15 protein-coding genes are annotated in these 20,068 nt (G+C 42.6%); 5 read left to right on the plus strand and 10 right to left on the minus strand.

Features of this window, described 5'->3' with window-relative positions:
- Positions 1-122: 122 nt before the first annotated feature.
- From Q1W14_RS21065 to metA, 3 genes are read right to left on the minus strand one after another with little or no spacing between them, the layout of a single operon-like run.
- Positions 123-1,151 carry a hypothetical protein gene (locus tag Q1W14_RS21065; protein WP_300704796.1) on the minus strand — a complete coding sequence of 343 codons (1,029 nt, stop codon included), beginning with the start codon at positions 1,149-1,151 and terminating at the stop codon, positions 123-125.
- A gap of 46 nt (positions 1,152-1,197) precedes the next feature.
- The gene (locus Q1W14_RS21070; protein ID WP_300704798.1) at positions 1,198-3,057 is read right to left on the minus strand and encodes a U32 family peptidase; all 1,860 of its coding nucleotides are present in this window, start codon (positions 3,055-3,057) and stop codon (positions 1,198-1,200) included.
- 7 nt (positions 3,058-3,064) lie between these two features.
- Complete coding sequence (gene metA, locus Q1W14_RS21075) at positions 3,065-3,982, minus strand: homoserine O-succinyltransferase (RefSeq protein WP_300704751.1); 918 nt, start codon at positions 3,980-3,982, stop codon at positions 3,065-3,067.
- 340 nt (positions 3,983-4,322) lie between these two features.
- On the opposite strand from metA, the gene Q1W14_RS21080 reads away from it, so the two are divergent.
- From Q1W14_RS21080 to Q1W14_RS21100, 5 genes are all read left to right on the plus strand, one after another.
- On the plus strand, positions 4,323-6,218 hold the full coding sequence (locus Q1W14_RS21080) for a fimbrillin family protein (RefSeq protein WP_300704753.1): 1,896 nt from the start codon (positions 4,323-4,325) through the stop codon (positions 6,216-6,218).
- A gap of 91 nt (positions 6,219-6,309) precedes the next feature.
- Positions 6,310-7,263 (plus strand): methylenetetrahydrofolate reductase [NAD(P)H], encoded by a 954-nt coding sequence (gene metF, locus Q1W14_RS21085; protein WP_300704755.1) that lies wholly within the window; start codon positions 6,310-6,312, stop codon positions 7,261-7,263.
- Positions 7,264-7,335: 72 nt separating this feature from the next.
- Positions 7,336-8,463: a DNA polymerase III subunit delta gene (locus Q1W14_RS21090; RefSeq protein ID WP_300704757.1), complete on the plus strand. Its 1,128-nt coding sequence runs from the start codon at positions 7,336-7,338 to the stop codon at positions 8,461-8,463.
- A gap of 6 nt (positions 8,464-8,469) precedes the next feature.
- Positions 8,470-9,876: a regulatory iron-sulfur-containing complex subunit RicT gene (ricT, locus tag Q1W14_RS21095; RefSeq protein ID WP_300704759.1), complete on the plus strand. Its 1,407-nt coding sequence runs from the start codon at positions 8,470-8,472 to the stop codon at positions 9,874-9,876.
- Positions 9,854-10,339, plus strand: coding sequence for a gliding motility lipoprotein GldH (locus Q1W14_RS21100; protein WP_300704760.1), 486 nt, complete (start codon positions 9,854-9,856; stop codon positions 10,337-10,339). The genes ricT and Q1W14_RS21100 overlap by 23 nt, the downstream gene beginning before the upstream one ends.
- A gap of 167 nt (positions 10,340-10,506) precedes the next feature.
- Here the strand turns inward: Q1W14_RS21100 and rodA are convergent, their stop codons facing one another.
- From rodA to Q1W14_RS21135, 7 genes are all read right to left on the minus strand, one after another.
- Positions 10,507-11,964 carry a rod shape-determining protein RodA gene (rodA, locus tag Q1W14_RS21105; protein WP_300704762.1) on the minus strand — a complete coding sequence of 486 codons (1,458 nt, stop codon included), beginning with the start codon at positions 11,962-11,964 and terminating at the stop codon, positions 10,507-10,509.
- Entirely contained in the window at positions 11,945-13,801 is a 1,857-nt protein-coding gene (locus tag Q1W14_RS21110; RefSeq protein ID WP_300704763.1) for a penicillin-binding transpeptidase domain-containing protein, read from the minus strand. The genes rodA and Q1W14_RS21110 overlap by 20 nt, the downstream gene beginning before the upstream one ends.
- Before the next feature lie 21 nt (positions 13,802-13,822).
- Complete coding sequence (gene mreD / locus Q1W14_RS21115) at positions 13,823-14,323, minus strand: rod shape-determining protein MreD (RefSeq protein WP_300704765.1); 501 nt, start codon at positions 14,321-14,323, stop codon at positions 13,823-13,825.
- Positions 14,320-15,165 carry a rod shape-determining protein MreC gene (mreC, locus tag Q1W14_RS21120; RefSeq protein ID WP_300704766.1) on the minus strand — a complete coding sequence of 282 codons (846 nt, stop codon included), beginning with the start codon at positions 15,163-15,165 and terminating at the stop codon, positions 14,320-14,322. Before mreC ends, mreD begins: the two co-directional genes overlap by 4 nt.
- Positions 15,166-15,172: 7 nt before the next feature.
- Complete coding sequence (locus Q1W14_RS21125; protein WP_300704768.1) at positions 15,173-16,195, minus strand: rod shape-determining protein; 1,023 nt, start codon at positions 16,193-16,195, stop codon at positions 15,173-15,175.
- Between the two features lie 122 nt (positions 16,196-16,317).
- A complete protein-coding gene (gene purH / locus Q1W14_RS21130; RefSeq protein WP_300704770.1) occupies positions 16,318-17,841 on the minus strand; it encodes a bifunctional phosphoribosylaminoimidazolecarboxamide formyltransferase/IMP cyclohydrolase in 1,524 nt (507 codons plus the stop codon).
- Between the two features lie 162 nt (positions 17,842-18,003).
- Entirely contained in the window at positions 18,004-20,040 is a 2,037-nt protein-coding gene (locus Q1W14_RS21135) for a M13 family metallopeptidase (RefSeq protein WP_300704772.1), read from the minus strand.
- Positions 20,041-20,068: the final 28 nt, after the last annotated feature.

The following is a 20,068-nucleotide window of genomic DNA, read 5'->3' on the forward strand; positions in this document are numbered from 1 at the left end:
GAACGACTCGTTCCTCGGTGCCGAACAAAGCCCCCGTTCAGATTGCCTTGTAGCGAGGATAAAAGTAATGATACTTTAGATTATAATTTGTAATGAAATGAGTAATGTATTGCACTAAAACATTATTCATTGATAGCACCGCAATGCGGACAAATGCCTTTTTCCTTGATTTTTTGTCCACACTTACCGCAACGGTATCGGGACACGGTGAGAGACACTCGCAACCTCTTGACAAACACCCAAAGGAAAGCTGCCAAAAACAGATAGCCCACGTAAATATATGTGGTGAGAATAAAGAAGAAATAGCAGAAGATACAACAGGACGCCAATCCTAAAAGATAGAATACAGCCGCTGCCGGGGAAAGTTGGCGGAATAAATCATCAAGTACCGCCAACAGCACGATGATAAACAGCCAAATGCTCATCAAGAATATAGAAAGGACGAATGGCACCTTGAAGGGCGACAAAGTAGGATTAAAGTAGAAGTGCTGCCACGTATCGGGCACAAATACCTGCATCGACTCGTAAACCGTAGCACTAAACGCCATCAGCAGACATAACAATAACGGATAAACACTGTCGATATCATTGAAATAAACCATCCTCAACTGCTTGCGACGGAATGCCCGGAAAAGCCAGGCAGCCACAAATAGTGCAAAGATGATAAAAAAATACGAGGCATGCGTATCACTAAACAGATAGATAGACTGTGAAATGCTGTCCGTCGGCACAAAGGCATGCATCATCTCCGACTCCCTCAGCCAGCCTTGTATCTCTTGCGAATGCGCCAACTTCACCCACACGCTATCCACGCTGTCTGCAGGATGGATGGCAAATTCTGCTACTACTACCCGGTCCCCCTGATAGAGCATATTATAGCAATCTTTTACGGGCAAACAAGCAAGATTTATAGAATCGGCATGCACTTCCAGGTTCGTATTCCATGTATAATGCCGTTCGTATAAGTAGGTCAGCGAGTCACGGGTTTTCTCACTCATCTCCTCGTCTTCCAGATTGGGACGGGGATAGTGGCAAGAAACCAGAGAAATGAAGAATGAAGAATAAAGAATGAAGAATAAGAGCGCGCGCAGGGAGCATAAGGAGTGCAAGAAATGCCTCCTACCTCTCACTACCTGCCAACAGTTGCCCATCAGACTTTCGTAGTCCTTCCTTTGCAAGTTCTTCATTCTTAATTCCTTATTCTTCATTTCCATATACTTTCATCTGACAATTCTTACAGTCGAAACTCAAGCGGAATCGTTTACCGTCCGTACCTTCCAGAAAATAAGGTTCACGGTAAGGAGAATGGCCTTTCTGATGAGTGGGACACCACCCCATACTATAACGCAGGCAATGTTTGCAGAACATAAGTACCGCCTGGGGTACAGTCTGTTTTTCGTAAGCCGGCGACACGGAAGATAATCCATGCTCCAGATAGAAGCCCCGGGCTGCACTGTTCATTACATTTCCCAAATACGTCAGAGAATTAGCGGGGAAGGCATGTTGGGTAGGTTTCCATACAGCCAGTTCGCGACGGTAGGTAATGCGGCGGGCAGCCATCAATTTATCAATAGTCTGGCGGCGCCAGTCGGCTACAACAGAAGCAGGAATAAACCAGTTTTCGGTAAAGCGGATCATAATCCCTGCGGTATCTTCCGACAAAGTTGCCTTTACCTCAAAAGGTGTATTACCCAGTTTACTCAATTGAGACCGTAGATTTTCCTGCTGCGGCGTACGTGCCAGTTCTTTTGAATAAGGGAAAGAAAGAGTAACCCGGTTGTCATCTTCGTCTGCAACCGAAAGAGCAAAGCCGAAAGCGGTTTCAGATAGTTCCCAGAAAATACCGATCTTACGTTCGGCAGATTTACGGGTAAGGATGCGCTCAAAGTCCTGATCGAAATTGCGATAAAGACGGGTACGTGGTTTGATGCGAGGTATCTCCCCTGCCGGATAAAGTTTATTGTCCTCCACCCGGTTAATGCGGAAACCTTGCAGACGTCCCTGCTCGTCGAGGAAACAAACACCGTCTCCATTATGGAAGGACTTCACACCGGCAACGGTAAGATAATTGCCTCGCTGCTCCTTCATGGTACCCATTTCTTCTCCCAATGATTTAGGAGTATCGAAAGAAGTAATATCCTGTTCCCTTCCCTGAAGGAAATAATGAGTGAAGCCTCGACTGAAACTCTTATCTAACTGAGGCTTAAAGTCGATATGGCAAGTACCCGAAGAAGCACGTACATACTCCTTACGACGGGCAAAAATGGTATCCAACTTCTGACGGTACGCTGCTGTGACGTTTTTCACGTATGTAACGTCTTTCAGGCGACCTTCTATCTTTAAGGAAGTAGCGCCTGCATCCAGCAGTTCTTCCAGTATCTCGCTCTGATTGAGGTCTTTCAAAGAAAGCAAATGTTTATCACGCACTATCGTCTTGCCGTCAGAATCTACCAGACTAAACGGTAACCGGCAGAATTGCGCACATTCGCCCCGGTTGGCACTCCGCCCGAAACATGCCTGACTGACATAGCATTGCCCACTATAGCTGACGCAAAGTGCCCCATGCACAAAAACTTCAAGCGGCACCTCGGGACATGCTTCGTGGATGTCACGTATCTCTTGCAAAGAAAGTTCCCTCGCCAGCACCACCTGACGAAAACCAGCTTCAGCCAGAAAACGCACTTTCTCCGGAGTACGGTTATCCATCTGGGTACTGCCGTGCAACGGAATAGGCGGAAGATTCAATTTCGTGATACCCATATCTTGAACGATCAATGCATCCACACCGATACGGTATAATTCCCAAATCATCTTCTCCGTCTCTTCTAACTCTTCTTCTTTCAGAATGGTATTAACGGTAACATAGATACGGGTGTTATACAGATGAGCATGTTCCACCAAAGCTGCAATATCTTCCAGTGAATTGACGGCGGCAGCACGGGCACCAAACTTAGGGGCACCGATATACACAGCATCCGCACCATGATTCACTGCTTCAATACCACATTCCAAATTCTTGGCAGGAGCCAGCAGCTCTATTTTTCTTTGCTTTATCACTCGTTGTTTATTCAATATCATTAATATTATACGGCGTTTCCTGATATACAAAGTAATTCAGCCAGTTGGAGAATAATAAATTGGCATGCGCACGCCAACGTACCAAAACGCCCTTTTCTAAATCGTCATCCACATAATAATTGCGAGGCATTTCAATAGGCAATCCCTTATCTAAGTCGCGACGATATTCCGTATCCAGAGTTAACGGGGAATATTCAGAATGACCGGTTACGAAGAACTCACGTCCGCCACGAGCCACCGCCAAATATACACCTGCTTCTTTTGATTCGGAAAGCACTGTCAATTCCGGTACTTTCAGTATATCTTCTCTGCGCACTTCCGTATGACGGCTATGAGGCACAAAGAACATATCATCAAATCCCCGAAAAATGGGATGCAAAGGTTGCAATGTACGATGTTCGAAAACACCGAACATCTTCTTACCTAAAGCATATTTGGGTACACCATAATGGTGATAAAGCCCAGCCTGTGCCGCCCAACAAATATATAAGGTCGAAGTGACATGCGTACGAGCCCAATCGAAAATCTCTGTAATTTCATCCCAATAGGTAACTTCCTCAAAGTCCATCTGCTCTACCGGAGCACCGGTAATAATCATTCCATCGTACTTCTCGCCCCGCATCTTCTCAAAATCGGTGTAGAACGTTTTCATGTGTTCTATTGGCGTGTTTTTAGAAGTATGGCTCTTTATCTTCATGAAAGAGATTTCCACCTGAAGGGGGGTATTGGATAGCAGACGAACTAAGTCCGTTTCCGTCGTTATCTTCAACGGCATGAGATTCAGGATCACAATGCGTAATGGACGAATGTCTTGTTGCGTTGCCCGAGAGTTGTCAATGACAAAAATATTCTCTTCTTTAAGCAACTCTATAGCAGGTAGTTTATCGGGTAAATTTAAAGGCATGAATTTATATCTATGGTTTAACTTATTACTATATACGATTTTAGTGTGTAAAGTTAGACAAAAAATCAGAGTGTGATAAATAATTTATAAAAGTTTTTATTGATTTATGGTCTACCATTCAATATATAAAACTACTTTTGTTACCGTTTATAACGAAAAAGTGCGATAAACACAGAGTGAAATGCACCATAATGTCTAGCGAGACATTAACAATTAGCATCCTAAAGCGCAACTACTTTTCCATACCAATTAGGTACTACTCAGTCTATATTTAGATACACTAGATCAGTGAATATTAACAGGGATATAGGCAGTTACCATCCCGAACAAATTCTATATTATGAAAAAGAAAACGCTAATTGGAAACATGTTTTTTATGACACTATTTTGCTGTACTACAGCATGTGTTAATCAAATCGAAAAAGAGACTCAAGAAGGAAGTGTACCAATCACTTTCGCCATAAAAGAAGGTAAAGCCTCAACCAAAGCTACCAACAATCTTTTTGACAAAGGTGATAAAGTAGCGTTGTACGCAATGCTACCGGAATTCAGCATTGACCAGAAGCGATACCTCGACAACTTATGTCTGACTTGTGGAAGCAATAACACCCTGATACCTTCCAAAGATATATTTTATCCGGAAGGAGAAGATGCAACCCTGCATTTTATCAGCTACTACCCTTACTGTGATGAGGGTATTCCAACCGGAAGTTCCCTTATTCCCATATCTGTACAATCCAACCAAAACGATAAAGATGCCTATTCGCAAAGCGATTTTGTTTTAGCAAAAGCCACCGGAACTGCTAGCAGTAGCGAAACCGTAGAATTAGAGTACCAGCACAAACTTACTAAAATGAAAATCACCCTTATCCCGGGCAAAAATGAAAATATAGATAACATGCTAAAAGCAAATCCACGAATTATTGCCACCGGTTTCTACACACATGCAGAATATGACCTGACAAAAGGAACTTTCAATCTATCAGATGGAACCGTATCGGATATTATCTCATCGGGTACATGGGAAAAAGACAAAGACAATAATCTAACAGGCAAAGAGTTTATTATCATCCCTCAACCAATCAGCAAAGAGCAATCACTTCAAATGGAGTGGAACGGACGAATATATAGCTGTCCCATACCCACCCCTGAGGAAATAGCAGGTAGCAAGCAATATGAAATCAGGATAACATCAATGCAGGCTAATAGTAATATATTGAGCAGCATGATTGGGTCAATCAAAGAATGGGAATCTTGTATTGCATTAGACAACACAAACAATAATGGAAGCTATGCCGCCCTTCACTTATCTGTTCTTTCCTTCTCCCAATCCAATGTATACCGGGTTTATTCAAACAATAAGCCAATAGCAGAAATATGCAAAGAATATCTGTCATCAGGAAAACTGACCTCAAAAGCAATTGTAGTCTACCCGGTTAAGGAAGATGAAACAACCGATTTAAGCAGAGGAAAAGTACTTCAACTATTGGATACCAAAGAAGCGATTAATGGTGGAATCATCTGCTGGGATAAGGAGAAAAATTCATTTAGCTACGATGCCGGTAACTCAGCAGCCATCAACGAAATCTACTTTGACAAAGACGGCAACATTTTCCAAAGCAAACCGGAGGCACCCATCAACGTAAGTATTGCAAAATACACGATACGTGACACAAAAAATGGGGTACAAGAATATCCTATTGTAAAAATAGGTACTCAATATTGGATGAAAGATAATCTACGAGCTACTTATTATCAAGACGGTAGTCCTATAGCATTGCTAATAAACCTTGGTAAAGATCCCGGATATTACAAAGCAAAAGACTATGATTTTTACTTTTATAACGGAGAAGCTGTAAATACAAAGTCAATAGCTCCATACGGATGGAAAATACCAACAACAGCAGACTGGGATAAGCTGAATGCTTATATAAACGAAGATGCTTCTTTACTGAAATCAGGGGAATGGCAGTATGCAGGACATGGAACCGGCGATGTCGCTCCGGTAGAAAATAAGACAATGTTCAACTTGTATCCTGCCGGAATGTGGTTTCAGAATTATCATGCGAACATATACAAGATGGCAGGTTTTTGGAGTTTGGATGAAGTAACCGGTAAAGTTCCTGAACAAACTGTATTTTTTATGGGGCAAAGTAATGAAATGGTTAAAGATCAAACGATAGCAACGGGCTATAATTATTATAAAGGTCTTTCCATTCGCTGTATAAAAGAATAGCCGCCATTTTCGGCATATCTCATTTCTTTTTCGTATTTTTGTTCCCAATGTGCAAGATTTTTGCCAATTAGACAAAGATAACGAAAAAGAAATGAGAGTAATCGACCTGATACACAGTAACGAAAAAACAGCTTTTTCATTTGAAATATTGCCACCTTTGAAAGGCACAGGCATTGATAAGCTGTACCAAACCATAGATACATTACGAGAATTCGATCCCAAATACATCAACATTACCACACACCGTAGCGAGTATGTATACAAAGACCTTGGCAACGGATTATTCCAACGGAATCGTCTACGTCGTCGTCCGGGTACTGTAGCTGTAGCGGCTGCCATCCAAAATAAATACAACATTACGGCTGTCCCCCATATTCTTTGTAGTGGTTTTAGCCGGGAAGAGACAGAATATGTTTTGCTCGATTTACAGTTTCTGGGAATTACCGACCTATTGGTATTACGTGGTGACAAAGCAAAGCATGAATCCGTGTTTACTCCGGAAGGTGATGGCTACCATCATGCGATTGAACTACAGGAACAAATCAATAATTTCAACAATGGTATTTTCGTGGATGGTTCGGAAATGAAAGTCACCAATACCCCCTTCTCATACGGTGTAGCCTGCTATCCAGAAAAACATGAAGAATCTCCCAACTTAGATTCAGACATCTACTGGCTAAAGAAGAAAATGGAAATGGGTGCCGAATATGCAGTTACCCAACTTTTCTATGATAACCGGAAATATTTCGATTTTGTGGAACGTGCCCGCCAAGCAGGTGTTACCATTCCCATCATTCCAGGTATCAAACCGTTTAAGAAGATGTCGCAACTCAGTATGATCCCCAAAACATTCAAAGTTGATTTGCCCGAAGATCTGACTAAAGAAACTTTGAAATGCAAGAGTGACGCTGATGCACAACAAGTAGGTATTGAGTGGTGTGTGCAACAATGCAAGGAGCTTATGGCACATGGTATCCCAAGTCTGCACTTCTATTCTGTAGGAGCAACAGACAGCATCAAAGAAGTTGCCAAGCAAATTTATTAAGAAATAAGAATTGAGAACTAACTGATTATCGTGATTAATTACTAATCACTAATCACTAATCACTAATATATCGTGTTCGGTTTTAAAGATGTAATAGGACAAGAAGCTGCCAAACAAAGGCTGATACAAGAAGTGCAAGAAGGGCGTATTCCTCATGCACAACTTTTTTGTGGTCCGTCAGGAGTAGGCAAACTTCCATTAGCATTGGCCTATGCCCGTTATATCTGCTGCCCTAACCGTACGGAAACAGATGCGTGCGGTACTTGTCCCTCTTGTGTAAAATGGAATAAACTGGTACATCCCGATGTGCACTTCGTTTTTCCGATTGTAAAAAATGCCAAGAGTAAGAAAGAAGTTTGCGATGACTATATTGCTAGTTGGCGCAACCTGTTGCTCAATAGTGCTTACTTCGGGCTAAACCATTGGCTGAATGAGATGGATGCTGAGAATGGTCAAGCCATTATCTATGCCAAAGAAAGTGACGAAATTACTCGTAAACTCAGTTTGAAGTCCAGCGAAGGAGGTTATAAAGTAACCATAGTCTGGTTGCCGGAAAAGATGCATGAAGTATGTGCCAATAAGCTACTCAAACTATTGGAGGAACCACCTGAGAAAACAATATTCCTGTTAATATCCGAAGCTCCTGAGATGATTTTGCAAACCATCCTCAGTCGTACACAACGTTTCAACATCAATAAGATCGAAGAATCGGATATGGCAGCAGCCTTGCAACAAAAATATGGAGTGCAGCCCAGAGACAGTGAAACGATAGCCCATCTCGCAAATGGAGACTTTGTCAAAGCACTGGAAACCATCCATCTGAACGAAGAGAATGAACTTTTTTTCGAGCTGTTTGTCAACTTGATGCGTCTCTCTTATCAACGTAAAATAAGGGAAATGAAGCAATGGAGCGAACAACTGGCAAGTATAGGACGCGAGCGTCAAAAACACTTTTTGGAATACTGCCAACGCATGATTCGGGAGAACTTCATCTATAATTTGCATCAAAAAGAGATGAGTTATATGACATTGCCTGAACAGAACTTCGCTACCCGTTTTGCCCCATTCGTCAACGAACGAAACGTTATGGGCATTATGGACGAGCTGACCGAAGCGCAAGTACATATAGAGCAGAACGTCAATGCCAGAATGGTTTTCTTTGATTTTTCACTAAAAATGATTGTATTATTAAAACAATAGATAAGAATGGAATTTAAACTACATAATGGAAGCGGAGGTCTCTGCTGCAAAAGCTGCGGCAGGCAAGACAAGCAACTGAATACCTACGATTGGCTCGCCGATATTCCCGGCAATGCCGAAGAAAGCGATTTAGTGGAAGTTCAGTTTAAGAATACCCGTAAGGGCTATTTCCGTAACAGCAATAAGATACCTTTGGAAAAAGGAGATATTGTAGCCGTAGAAGCTACCCCCGGTCACGATATCGGTGTGGTAACACTAACCGGACGCCTTGTTCCGCTACAGATGAAGAAGGCTAACATTAAGTCGGAAGCCGACATCAAACGTATCTATCGCAAAGCTAAGCCGGTAGATATGGATAAATACAATGAAGCCAAAAGTCGCGAGCATTCCACCATGATACGTGCCCGCCAAATAGCTGTAGATCTTAATCTCAACATGAAAATCGGAGATGTGGAGTATCAGGGAGACGGAAACAAAGCCATCTTCTACTACATTGCCGATGAACGTGTAGACTTCCGCCAATTGATTAAGGTACTTGCTGATGCTTTTCATGTTCGCATTGAAATGAAACAAATCGGTGCACGCCAGGAGGCCGGACGCATTGGTGGTATTGGACCTTGCGGACGCGAATTATGCTGCGCTACCTGGATGACTTCTTTTGTTTCGGTATCAACCAGTGCAGCACGCTTCCAGGACATTTCACTCAATCCTCAGAAGCTTGCCGGTCAGTGTGCCAAACTGAAGTGTTGCCTCAATTATGAAGTAGACTGTTACGTAGAAGCACAAAAACGTCTGCCTTCCAGAGAAATTGAATTGGAAACTAAAGATGGCTTCTACTATTTCTTCAAAGCTGATATCTTAAACAATCAGATAACTTATTCCAGTGATAAAAATATTCCTGCCAACTTGGTTACTATCAGTGGAAGACGTGCTTTCGAAATAATCGGGTTAAACAGACGAGGTATCAAACCGGATAATTTAGTTGAAGAGATTCATCGCCCTGAGCCTAAGAAACCGGTAGATCTGTTGGAACAAGAAAGCCTTACCCGCTTTGACCGTAGCCGCAAAGGTAAGAATGGTGGTGACAACAGAGAAGGGAATGGTGGCAACAACAACCGTAACAAGAAAAAGAGAAGACCTAATGACAACCGTCCCCAAGGAGGTGAGCAGTCTGCTCCTCAAAACAGGGAACAATCTAGACCAGGAGAGCCTAGACAAGGAGAACAGCAGCCCAGGCAACAAGGGCAGCAGCCATCCAGACAAGGAGATCAACAACACTCCCGACCTAAGGATCAACAAAGACAAGGGGATCATCAGCAACGGAATAATAACCGTAGACCGCCACGTAACAACAATCCCAGACCGCAAGGAGAAAGACCTGCCCACAACAATGATAAACCGGTTCAAGAATAGTAGTTTCTATCTGAAAAGTATCATATTGCTGTTTGTCGCAAGTGCATTGTTTGCTTGCGACAAACAGACTGTATATCATTCCTTCCAATCAATCCCTGCGGAAGGATGGCAGCAGAAAGATACACTCTCTTTTGCAGTAGAGGTTCCCGACTCTTTCACTTATTATAAGTTATCCGTAGAAATCAGGAACCGAAATGACTATCCTTACCAAAATCTCAATCTGTCCATTAACTATCAAACCCCTGATTCTACCTCTTTACCAACCGACTCTCTTCAACTCACTCTAGCCGATAAAGAAGGTAAATGGAAAGGTACTGGCTGGGGCAGCCTCTATCAGTCTGAATTTTCGGTAGGAGGTGTCCAAATTAGTAAATCGGGTATCTATCAATTCAAGATAGCCTACACCCTTCCTGACAAAGTGCTAAGCGGAATCAACGACATCGGTATTAAACTGAAGAAATAAAAGCAAATACTTATTTTTCCCTCTAATAGAAACTCCCGTTTCCACTAATGGGAACATCCGTTTCTCCTAATGGGAACGTTCGTTTCCCCACGTGGGAACGGACATTTCCTGCTTGGACACGCTGAACACCTCTAAATGAGCGCATCATTTTCCTATAAAGTAGAACGCTATAGCCTGCGATTTCGTCCTGCATCAATCCGCAGGAAAATAAAGAGTAAGATAGTGAAGCCCCATAATGAAGAACCACCATAACTGAAAAAAGGCAATGGGATGCCAATTACCGGCGTCAAGCCTAATACCATACCGATATTTATAAAAAGGTGAAACAGAAAAATGCTGAGTACCGAATATCCATACACACGCCCAAAAACCGAAGGTTGTCGCTCTGCTACGACAATTAACCGCAATATCAGGATAAGAAACAAAAGCAATACAGCGGCAGAGCCCACAAAACCTTCTTCTTCTCCTACAGTACAAAAGATAAAGTCCGTATCTTGTTCGGGAACATATTTCAGCTTCGTTTGAGTTCCGTTCAGGAAACCTTTCCCCATCAAGCCACCCGATCCAATAGCTATTTTTGACTGGTTCACATTATATCCGGCACCAGTCAAATCTTCTTCCATACCAAGCACAACCTTGATACGTATCTGTTGATGCGGCTCCAACACTTTATTAAAGAAATAATCACTGGAATAAAGGAAGCCAATGGATCCAAGAGCAAACAAGCCTATCAGAATGTAAGAAAAATGACGTTCACTCAATGCCAAGAACAAAAGATAACAGATAACAACTGCACAAAGTCCCCATTGCACCCACACTAGATTGAAGTGTACCACATACTCTGAGACCAAATAAGCTATAAGTAATCCCCCCAAAGAGCCCAGTATGATATTACAGGCAGGTGCCCATCGCTTTTTATAAACCCACACCATTCCGCCGGCAAATAGTAGTACCATTAACAATACTACAAATTCACCAATCGGCGTAGGCGTATCTGCAATCATTACATTGTCAAAACGTATGCCGACCACAAAATAAACCACCGCACAAATACCGGAAAATAAAACAACTCCCGGCATTCCTTCTCTATAAAGCATCAGGAAGAAAGCAGAATAAACCAATGCGGAACCTGTTTCCCGTTGCAGAATAATCAGTACCATCGGAAACAAGATCAAGAACAATAGCATTACTGCACTCTTCCAATTCTTCATTGTAAACGAATAAGCACTCATATACTTAGCCAGCGCTAATGCCGTCGCGAACTTAGCAAACTCCGCCGGTTGCAAACTTACCGGTCCTAATATCAGCCACGACCGCGACCCCTTCGTATCGGGCGCAATAAATATCGTGACTATAAGAAGTAGCATTAGTCCTATATATATAAGGTATGAGAATGTATCATAAAGGGCATCGTCCAGCATCAACAAAACAAATCCCAATCCGAAAGAACATATAATCCACACAAACTGCTTACCGGCACGGGTTGAGAAATCCAGAAAGTCACGGTCACCATAATCGTAACTTGCCCCGCAAACGCTGAACCAGCCGAATACAATCAGCATCAGGTAAACAACAATTGTTACCCAATCCAGCGATTTCCATATACTATCTCTCCTCGTCACCATACAATATTACTCGATTACTGAAGTCTTCTGCCAGTATCTCATTGGCAGGAGATAACTTCCCATTCAGATATTGATCCATCATTAAAGCTCCGATAGGTACACCAAAGGTTGCTCCAAATCCTCCATTCTCCACATAAACAGCAATAGCTATCTTCGGATTATCCATAGGAGCAAATCCCATAAAAGCGGAATGGTCTTTTCCACGATTCTGAGCTGTACCCGTTTTACCACAAGATTCGATACCCGGGAGGATAGTATTGAGTAAACGGCAAGTACCACCGGTAACAGCCGCACGCATACCTTTCACTACTTCTTCATAGTGCATTTTGTCAATTGTCGGATAATGTGGAAAGCGATAAAGACTATCCAGTTCATTATCCTGTATTTCTTTCACGATATGCGGAGTTATAAAATGTCCGCGATTGGCAATCGTTGCTCCAAGATTGGCTATCTGCAATGGAGTAGCAAGAACTTCACCTTGACCAATAGCAATACTTATGACAGTTAGTCCATTCCAAGAGCCTCGGTATGCTTTATCATAGAAAGCGGCATTTGGAATCAGACCTCGTTGTTCACCAGGTAAGTCAGTTCCAAGCCGGTAACCAAAACCTTGTGACACCATGTGATCTTTCCAAACGGTAATCGCATTTTGCGGTTTGCCATATTTCTTATCACCAAACATCCTGAACAGTCCCCAACAGAAATAAGAGTTACAAGAAGTAGCAATTGCCGGCACCAAAGGCAGAGGCGATCCGTGAGCGTGACAACCAACGTGCAAACTTCCATAGTTAAATCCATGTCCACAAGGGAAGGCCGGATAATCCTCGTGCACAATTCCTTCTTGAAGAAAAGTCAATGCTTGGGCTGTCTTGAAGGTAGATCCCGGAGGATAAGCTCCCATAATAGACCGGTTCAGCAATGGCTTCCGTTTATCCATTTGCAATATCCGATGATTCTTACCACGTTGACGCCCAATCATCAAGTGAGGATCAAAAGTCGGCGAAGATACCATACAAAGAATCTCTCCCGTTGCAGGTTCAATGGCAACAATAGATCCAATTTTATGCTGCAACAGGCGCTCACCCAACATTTGCAGGTCTATGTCAATACCCAAAGTCAAGTTCTTACCAGGAACAGAAGGACGATCCAGTTTTCCATCCATATAATGACCCTGAATACGCCCATGAGCATCGCGAAGCAAAATTTCGACTCCTTTCTCTCCACGAAGATATTTTTCGTAAGATTTCTCAATACCTTGCTTACCTACATAGTCGCCACGGATATAATAATCATCGTTCTCAATATCTTTCTTTGATACTTCTCCGATGTCTCCCAATGCATGACCGGCAGAGTTATACGTATATTGTCTGATAGTACGCCGCTGAATATAAAACCCGGAGAACTTAAACAGCTTTTCCTGAAATACGCCGCACTCTTCGGCGGAAAGCTGTGTCATAAAAGTCTGATGAGTATATTTGGAATAGCCGGGATTCATCCAACGGTTCCTTACGTCCTTCATACGTTTTTCAAACTGTTCGAGGGTGATATTCAGTGTACGGCAAAGGTCAAGTGTGTCCAGTTGTGTCACCTCACGGGGAACGAAAGTAATATCATATGCAGGTTGATTAAATACCAGCAATTTACCATTCCGGTCATAAATAGCACCACGAGAAGGATATTGAATCTTATTTAAAAAGGCATTACTATCTGCATTCTTCTTGTAATCATCCGTCATGATTTGCAAGTCGAACAAACGCAATACATAAATAATGACGATGACAACAGCTGCCATGCCTACTACATATTTTCGCTTTTCCAGTATATAATCTTTTGCCATTCTTCCTCCTCAAATCACTAATCACTTCTTCCTAATCCCCTCCATTGCCATGATACAAGTAACAGTCAACAATGTACTTGCCACAATCCTCAGCAACAGTGTACCGATGTGGGCAAAAGAAAAGAATTCAATGGTAAGCAGCATTCCGTGATGTACAAAGACACTAACAATTAAGTATTTCAAGAAGGGAGCAACTCCCATTGTACGGACTGCCGGCACTAAACCGTCCAGTGTATCACGAGGTACAAACAGTCGCAGGAATACAGGTCGTAGGAAAGCCAACATAACAGTAGCCGCCGCATTCATTCCCGGAGTATCAGAGAGTATATCAATGGTCAATCCCAAAAAGAAAGCCCAAAGCATCAGAACATTACGAGGAACATCCGATTCAAATTTTAATATCAGGTAGATATATAAGAATGGGGTGGCATACCCGGCAATATGTACATTGTTCAATATCAGTACCTGTAACAGTACCAAACCGATAAACCACCCTATTTTATGTAGATAATTGATGATCACTTTTCTTCCTCTTTTGCTTCTAACGCATTTTGCTCTTCTTGCCCACTACGCGAAATAACTCGCACATCACTCACTTTACCAAAGTCCGTAGCCAACTTTATTTTCAACAGGTAAGAAAGTCCATCGTGTGAATCGGACATATCATCTACCGTTCCTACTATTACACCTTCGGGAAATACAGTGGAATAGCCACTGGTTACTACCGTATCGCCCAAGTTAAATTCTGCATGCCGAGGTAAGTCTTTCAGGTAGGCATAACGTGAATCGCCCCCCTCCCACTTCAAATAGCCAAAATAGTCGCTACCCACAATCTTACAACTAATACTGGACTTACTATTCAGTATAGGTATAACCAAAGAATAATGCGGGGACGTCTTATAAACAATACCCACTACACCGTTAGCATCAACCACTCCCATTTCGGGACGGATACCTTCTTGAATGCCCCGATCCAAAGTGATGTAATTATTCTCCCGGTTCAAACTGTTCTTAATGACACTTGCCTTGAATATGCGATAACCTTCGGGGGCAAGCCGTTCCATGCTATACAATCTTACCGAGTCCATGCCATTTTCAGCCAAGGTTTTTTCAAGAAAGGAAACGCGCTGTTCCAGTAACATATTACGATCAAGCAAGTCCTCGTTTACAGACTTTAAATGGAAATAGGAAGTAATGCCTCCCGAAACCTCATAAACCTTCCCTGCAATTCCGTTAGCAGACGTAAAATATACACTCTGCTGGTAATGGTTGAAACGGAACAATAAAACAAAACTGGTCACCTCTAACAAAAGAAAGAGGAACCAGTAATTGTATTTAATGAGAAAGTTCAGTAAATTTCGCATGCCTGTATTATCTCATTAAGAATGAGAAACGATCAACATTCTTCAATGCAATTCCCGTACCTTTGGCAACAGCGTGCAAAGGATCTTCCGCAATATGGAACGGTATGTTTATCTTATCAGTCAAACGTTTATCCAGTCCACGAAGCAAAGCACCGCCACCTGCCAGATAGATACCGTTGTGTACAATATCGGCATAAAGTTCGGGAGGAGTATTCTCCAATGCGCTCAGAACAGCAGTTTCAATCTTAGAGATGGATTTCTCCAGACAGTGTGCCACTTCCTGATAGCAAACAGGTACTTCCATCGGCAGTGCTGTGATACGGTTCGGACCGTGCACAATGTAATCTTCCGGAGCATCTTCACCTAATTCGGTCAAGGCAGCACCCGCATTGATTTTGATACGCTCGGCCATACGTTCGCTGACTTTCACGTTATGCTGACGGCTCATGTATTCCTGAATATCGGCTGTAAAGTCATCACCGGCTATACGGATAGAATTGTTAGAAACGATACCTCCTAAAGAGATAACGGCAATTTCCGTAGAACCACCACCTATATCAACAATCATGTTACCTTCCGGAGCCTCCACGTCGATGCCGATACCAATAGCAGCAGCCATCGGTTCAAAAATCAAATAGACATCACGTCCACCGGCATGCTCGGCAGAGTCGCGTACAGCACGAAGTTCTACTTCGGTACTACCCGAAGGAACACCAATCACCATACGGAGTGAAGGAGAAAACAAACGATTGCGGTTATTCACCATCTTGATAAGTCCGCGTATCATCTGCTCGCAAGCATAGAAGTCGGCAATTACACCGTCACGAAGCGGACGGATGGTACGTATATTTTCGTGAGTCTTCTCGTGCATCAACTTTGCCTTTTCGCCCACGGCAATCATCTTATCTGTCCGACGGTCCAATGCCACTACCGAAGGCTCATCCACCACAATCTTACCATTTGTGGTAATGATGGTATTGGCTGTGCCAAGGTCCATCGCTATTTCTTGAGTAAAAGAGAATAATCCCATGTGTATTTACAATTTAACTATTTACGATTTACGATTAATATTTCTCTTATTTACAATTTGAGATTTAGATTCACAATGTAACTTTAATCGTAAATCGTAAATCGTCAAATCGTAAATCCTAATTAGTGTTTAAAGTGACGGAATCCAGTAATTACCATTGCAATGCCATGCTCGTTGCAATACTCAAATGAAAGTTCATCTTTAATGCTTCCACCCGGTTGAATAACAGCTTTTACACCTTCATTGCCTGCTATTTCCACACAGTCGGGGAAGGGGAAGAAAGCATCACTTGCCATTACAGCGCCCTCCAGTTCAAAACCGAAGTTCTTGGCTTTCTCGATAGCTTGCTTCAAAGCATCAACACGGCTAGTCTGACCGACACCGCTTGCTAACAATTGCTTGTCTTTTGCCAATACAATCGCATTCGATTTACTGTTCTTTACAATCTTATTGGCGAAAAGCATATCTTCAACTTCCTGTGCTGTAGGAGCTTTTGTTGTAACAGTCTTTAAGTCTTCCGGAGTTTCTACTTTGAGGTCACGGTCTTGTACCAATACCCCATTCAGCAAAGAACGGAATTGCTTATTAGGAAGGGTTGCCTGCTTGCGAACTAAAATAATACGATTCTTCTTCTGACCGAGGATTTCCAATGCATCTACATCATAATCGGGAGCAATGATCACCTCAAAGAAGATCTTGTTGATTTCTTCAGCAGCAGCTTTATCAATCACCGCATTGGTGATAAGCACGCCACCGAAAGCAGAAACCGGATCACCTGCAAGTGCATCGTTCCATGCTTCGAGTACGGTAGGACGTGAAGCCAGACCGCAAGCATTGTTATGTTTCAAAACGGCGAAAGTCGTTTCTGTAAACTCATCAATCAAATCAACCGCTGCATTGATGTCAAGCAGATTGTTGTATGAGATTTCTTTGCCATGAATCTGGTCGAACATCGCATCCAGATTACCAAAGAAATAACCCTTCTGATGAGGATTTTCGCCATAACGCAAAGTCTTCTGACTGTTTGCCGACTGGCGGAAGGCAGAACCTTCTTCACCATCAAAGTAGTTAAAGATAGCTGAGTCATAGTGAGAAGAAACGCCAAAAGCTTCTTTAGCAAACCAGCGACGCTCTTCAAGCGTAGTTGTAGCGCCATGTTCCATCAACATATCGCGGAACGGTTGATATTGAGCCTGAGAAGCAATGATAACTACATCGTTATAGTTTTTAGCGGCGGCACGAATCAAAGAGATACCACCTATATCAATTTTCTCGATAATAGTAGGTTCGTCGGCACCGCTGGCAACTGTTGCCTCAAACGGATAAAGGTCGACGATTACAATATCTATTTCGGGAATTTCATATTTATCAATTTGTTGCATGTCTTGTTCCAATCCGCGACGACAAAGAATACCTCCGAAAATCTTCGGATGCAAAGTCTTTACACGTCCACCCAGAATGGAAGGGTATGTAGTAAGGTCTTCCACTGCCTTGCAGGGGTAACCTAAAGATTCTATAAATTGACGGGTTCCACCGGTTGAAAGGAACTCTACACCTTCTTCATGCAGCTTGGTAATGATTTCGTCTAAACCTTCCTTATGGTAAACGGACACCAATGCTGTTTTAATTCTTTTTGTTTCAGACATGGATTTGCGTATTAAAGTATGCGTATATAAGTATTTTGGTGTGCAAAGTTACAAATTTTGTTTATTCGTTCATACATTCATATACAATAAATTAGGTATAATTAAAAAAGGCAGCATCTGTCGCCAGTCTGCTGCCTTTTTTAAAGGAAATATTTTCCGATTTTACCAGATGGAAACTCTTTTTTCCACCGGCAAGAACATCGGATCTTTTTCAGTGATATTGAATGCTTCGTACCAAGCACCGATTTGCGGCAATGCACCATCCACACGCCATTTACCCAATGAGTGAACGTCGCTCTTCGTACGGTTCAGTATTTCTTCAGGACGAATGTCATTAGCCCATACTCCTGCATAAGCCAGGAAGAAGCGTTGTTCGGGAGTAAAGCCGTCTTTCTCGGCAAGCGGAGCATTGGCAGTCGCTTTCTTGAATGCCTGGTAAGATACCTGCAAGCCACCGTGGTCGGCGATATTTTCACCCAAAGTCATACGACCATTGCCATATACACCCGGAGCAACCTCAATGCTATCGAATACATTCACCATAATCTGTGCACGTTCGTCAAAACGTTTGGCATCTTCTTCTGTCCACCAATCTTTCAGGTTACCGTCTTTATCGTATTGGCGTCCCTGATCGTCAAATCCGTGAGTCATCTCGTGTCCAATTACCACACCAATAGCACCATAATTGAAAGCATCGTCAGCATTCATGTCAAAGAACGGATATTGCAGGATAGCGGCAGGGAAACAAATCTCATTGGTAGTAGGATTGTAATAAGCATTTACAGTTTGAGGAGTCATCAACCACTCATCCTTATCAACCGGTTTACCGGCTTTGGCAATCATCTCAGCATGTCCCCACTGATTGGCACGTTCCATATTTGCCCAATAAGAATCATCCTTGATCTCCAATGTAGAATAATCTTTCCATTTGTCAGGGTAGCCGATTTTCACGTGGAAGGTAGCCAGTTTCTCCAAAGCTTTCACTTTAGTAGAATCACCCATCCAAGCAAGGTTCTGGATGCGTTCACCCAAGCTTTCTTGTAAGTTCTTCACTAAAGTAACCATACGTTCTTTGGCAGCAGCAGGAAAATATTTCTCTACATACATCTGGCCAACAGCTTCACCCAACGCAGAACTTACAGTGCCCACTGCTTTCTTCCAACGGGGTTGCATTTCTTGCGTACCGGACATCGTGCGGCTATAGAAATCAAAATTCTGTTCAGCCATAGCATCATTCAAATAATCGGCAGAAGCGTCAATCAACTTCCATTGCAAGTAAAGGCCCTGTTGATCGGCAGGCAAAGTGTTCAGAATATCAGCAGCAGCCTTCAAAGAAGCAGGCTGACCGACAATTATTTCTTTCGCATCCTTCAATCCCAGCGCAGATAAATAAGCATTCCAATCGAAAGTAGGATAATTCTTCTGCAACTCTTCGATGCTCATTTTATTATAGTTGGCATGCGGATCACGCAATTCCGTACGAGAGCGGAATGCCTTGGCAAGACGGGTTTCTACATCCATAACAACTTCAACACCCTTCTTTGCGGCTGCTTCATCAAAACCGGCCAATTGATACATTTTCTGTACATGAGTACGGAAAGCGTCACGAATTTTAGCGGTAGCCTCATCATTTTCCAGATAGTATTCGCGTTCGCCCATACTTAAACCGGATTGATAAGCCAGAACGGCATTCATGGAGCTATTCATCTCGTCAGCGCCAACATACATAACATTATATGCAATGATACCTTTCTTTTGCAAATCTCCCAGCAGTGCATAAACATCTTTCGTATCTTTCAAGGCGGCCAGTTGGTCCAGTTCCGGTTGGATGGGAGCTACACCTTCTTTATTCAGTTTGACGCTGTCCATCACAATTTTATAAAGATCGCCGATCTTCTGAGCTACACTACCAGCTTCGTGCTGAGTAGCAGCTAACTCTTCGATAAGTCCTTGAATCTGCTTACGATTTTTTTCCGCCAGAATGGTAAAAGAACCATATTGTGAATATTCGGCTGGAATAGGATTATTCTTCATCCAACCGCCACAAGCGTATTCATAGAAATCGGTTCCAGGTAGAGCCGTTGTGTCAAGATTGGCAAGTTGGATGCCGGCTGTAAGTTCGGCTTGCTTCTTGCCTGTGCTGCAGGATGCTGCCATTAGACAGAACGCTGCGATAGGTAAATAATGAAATGCTCTCATAAAATAATGTTATAAAGTTATAGTTTAC

Source organism: Bacteroides sp. (assembly GCF_030151085.1).
In the GTDB taxonomy this organism is placed as follows: domain Bacteria; phylum Bacteroidota; class Bacteroidia; order Bacteroidales; family Bacteroidaceae; genus Bacteroides.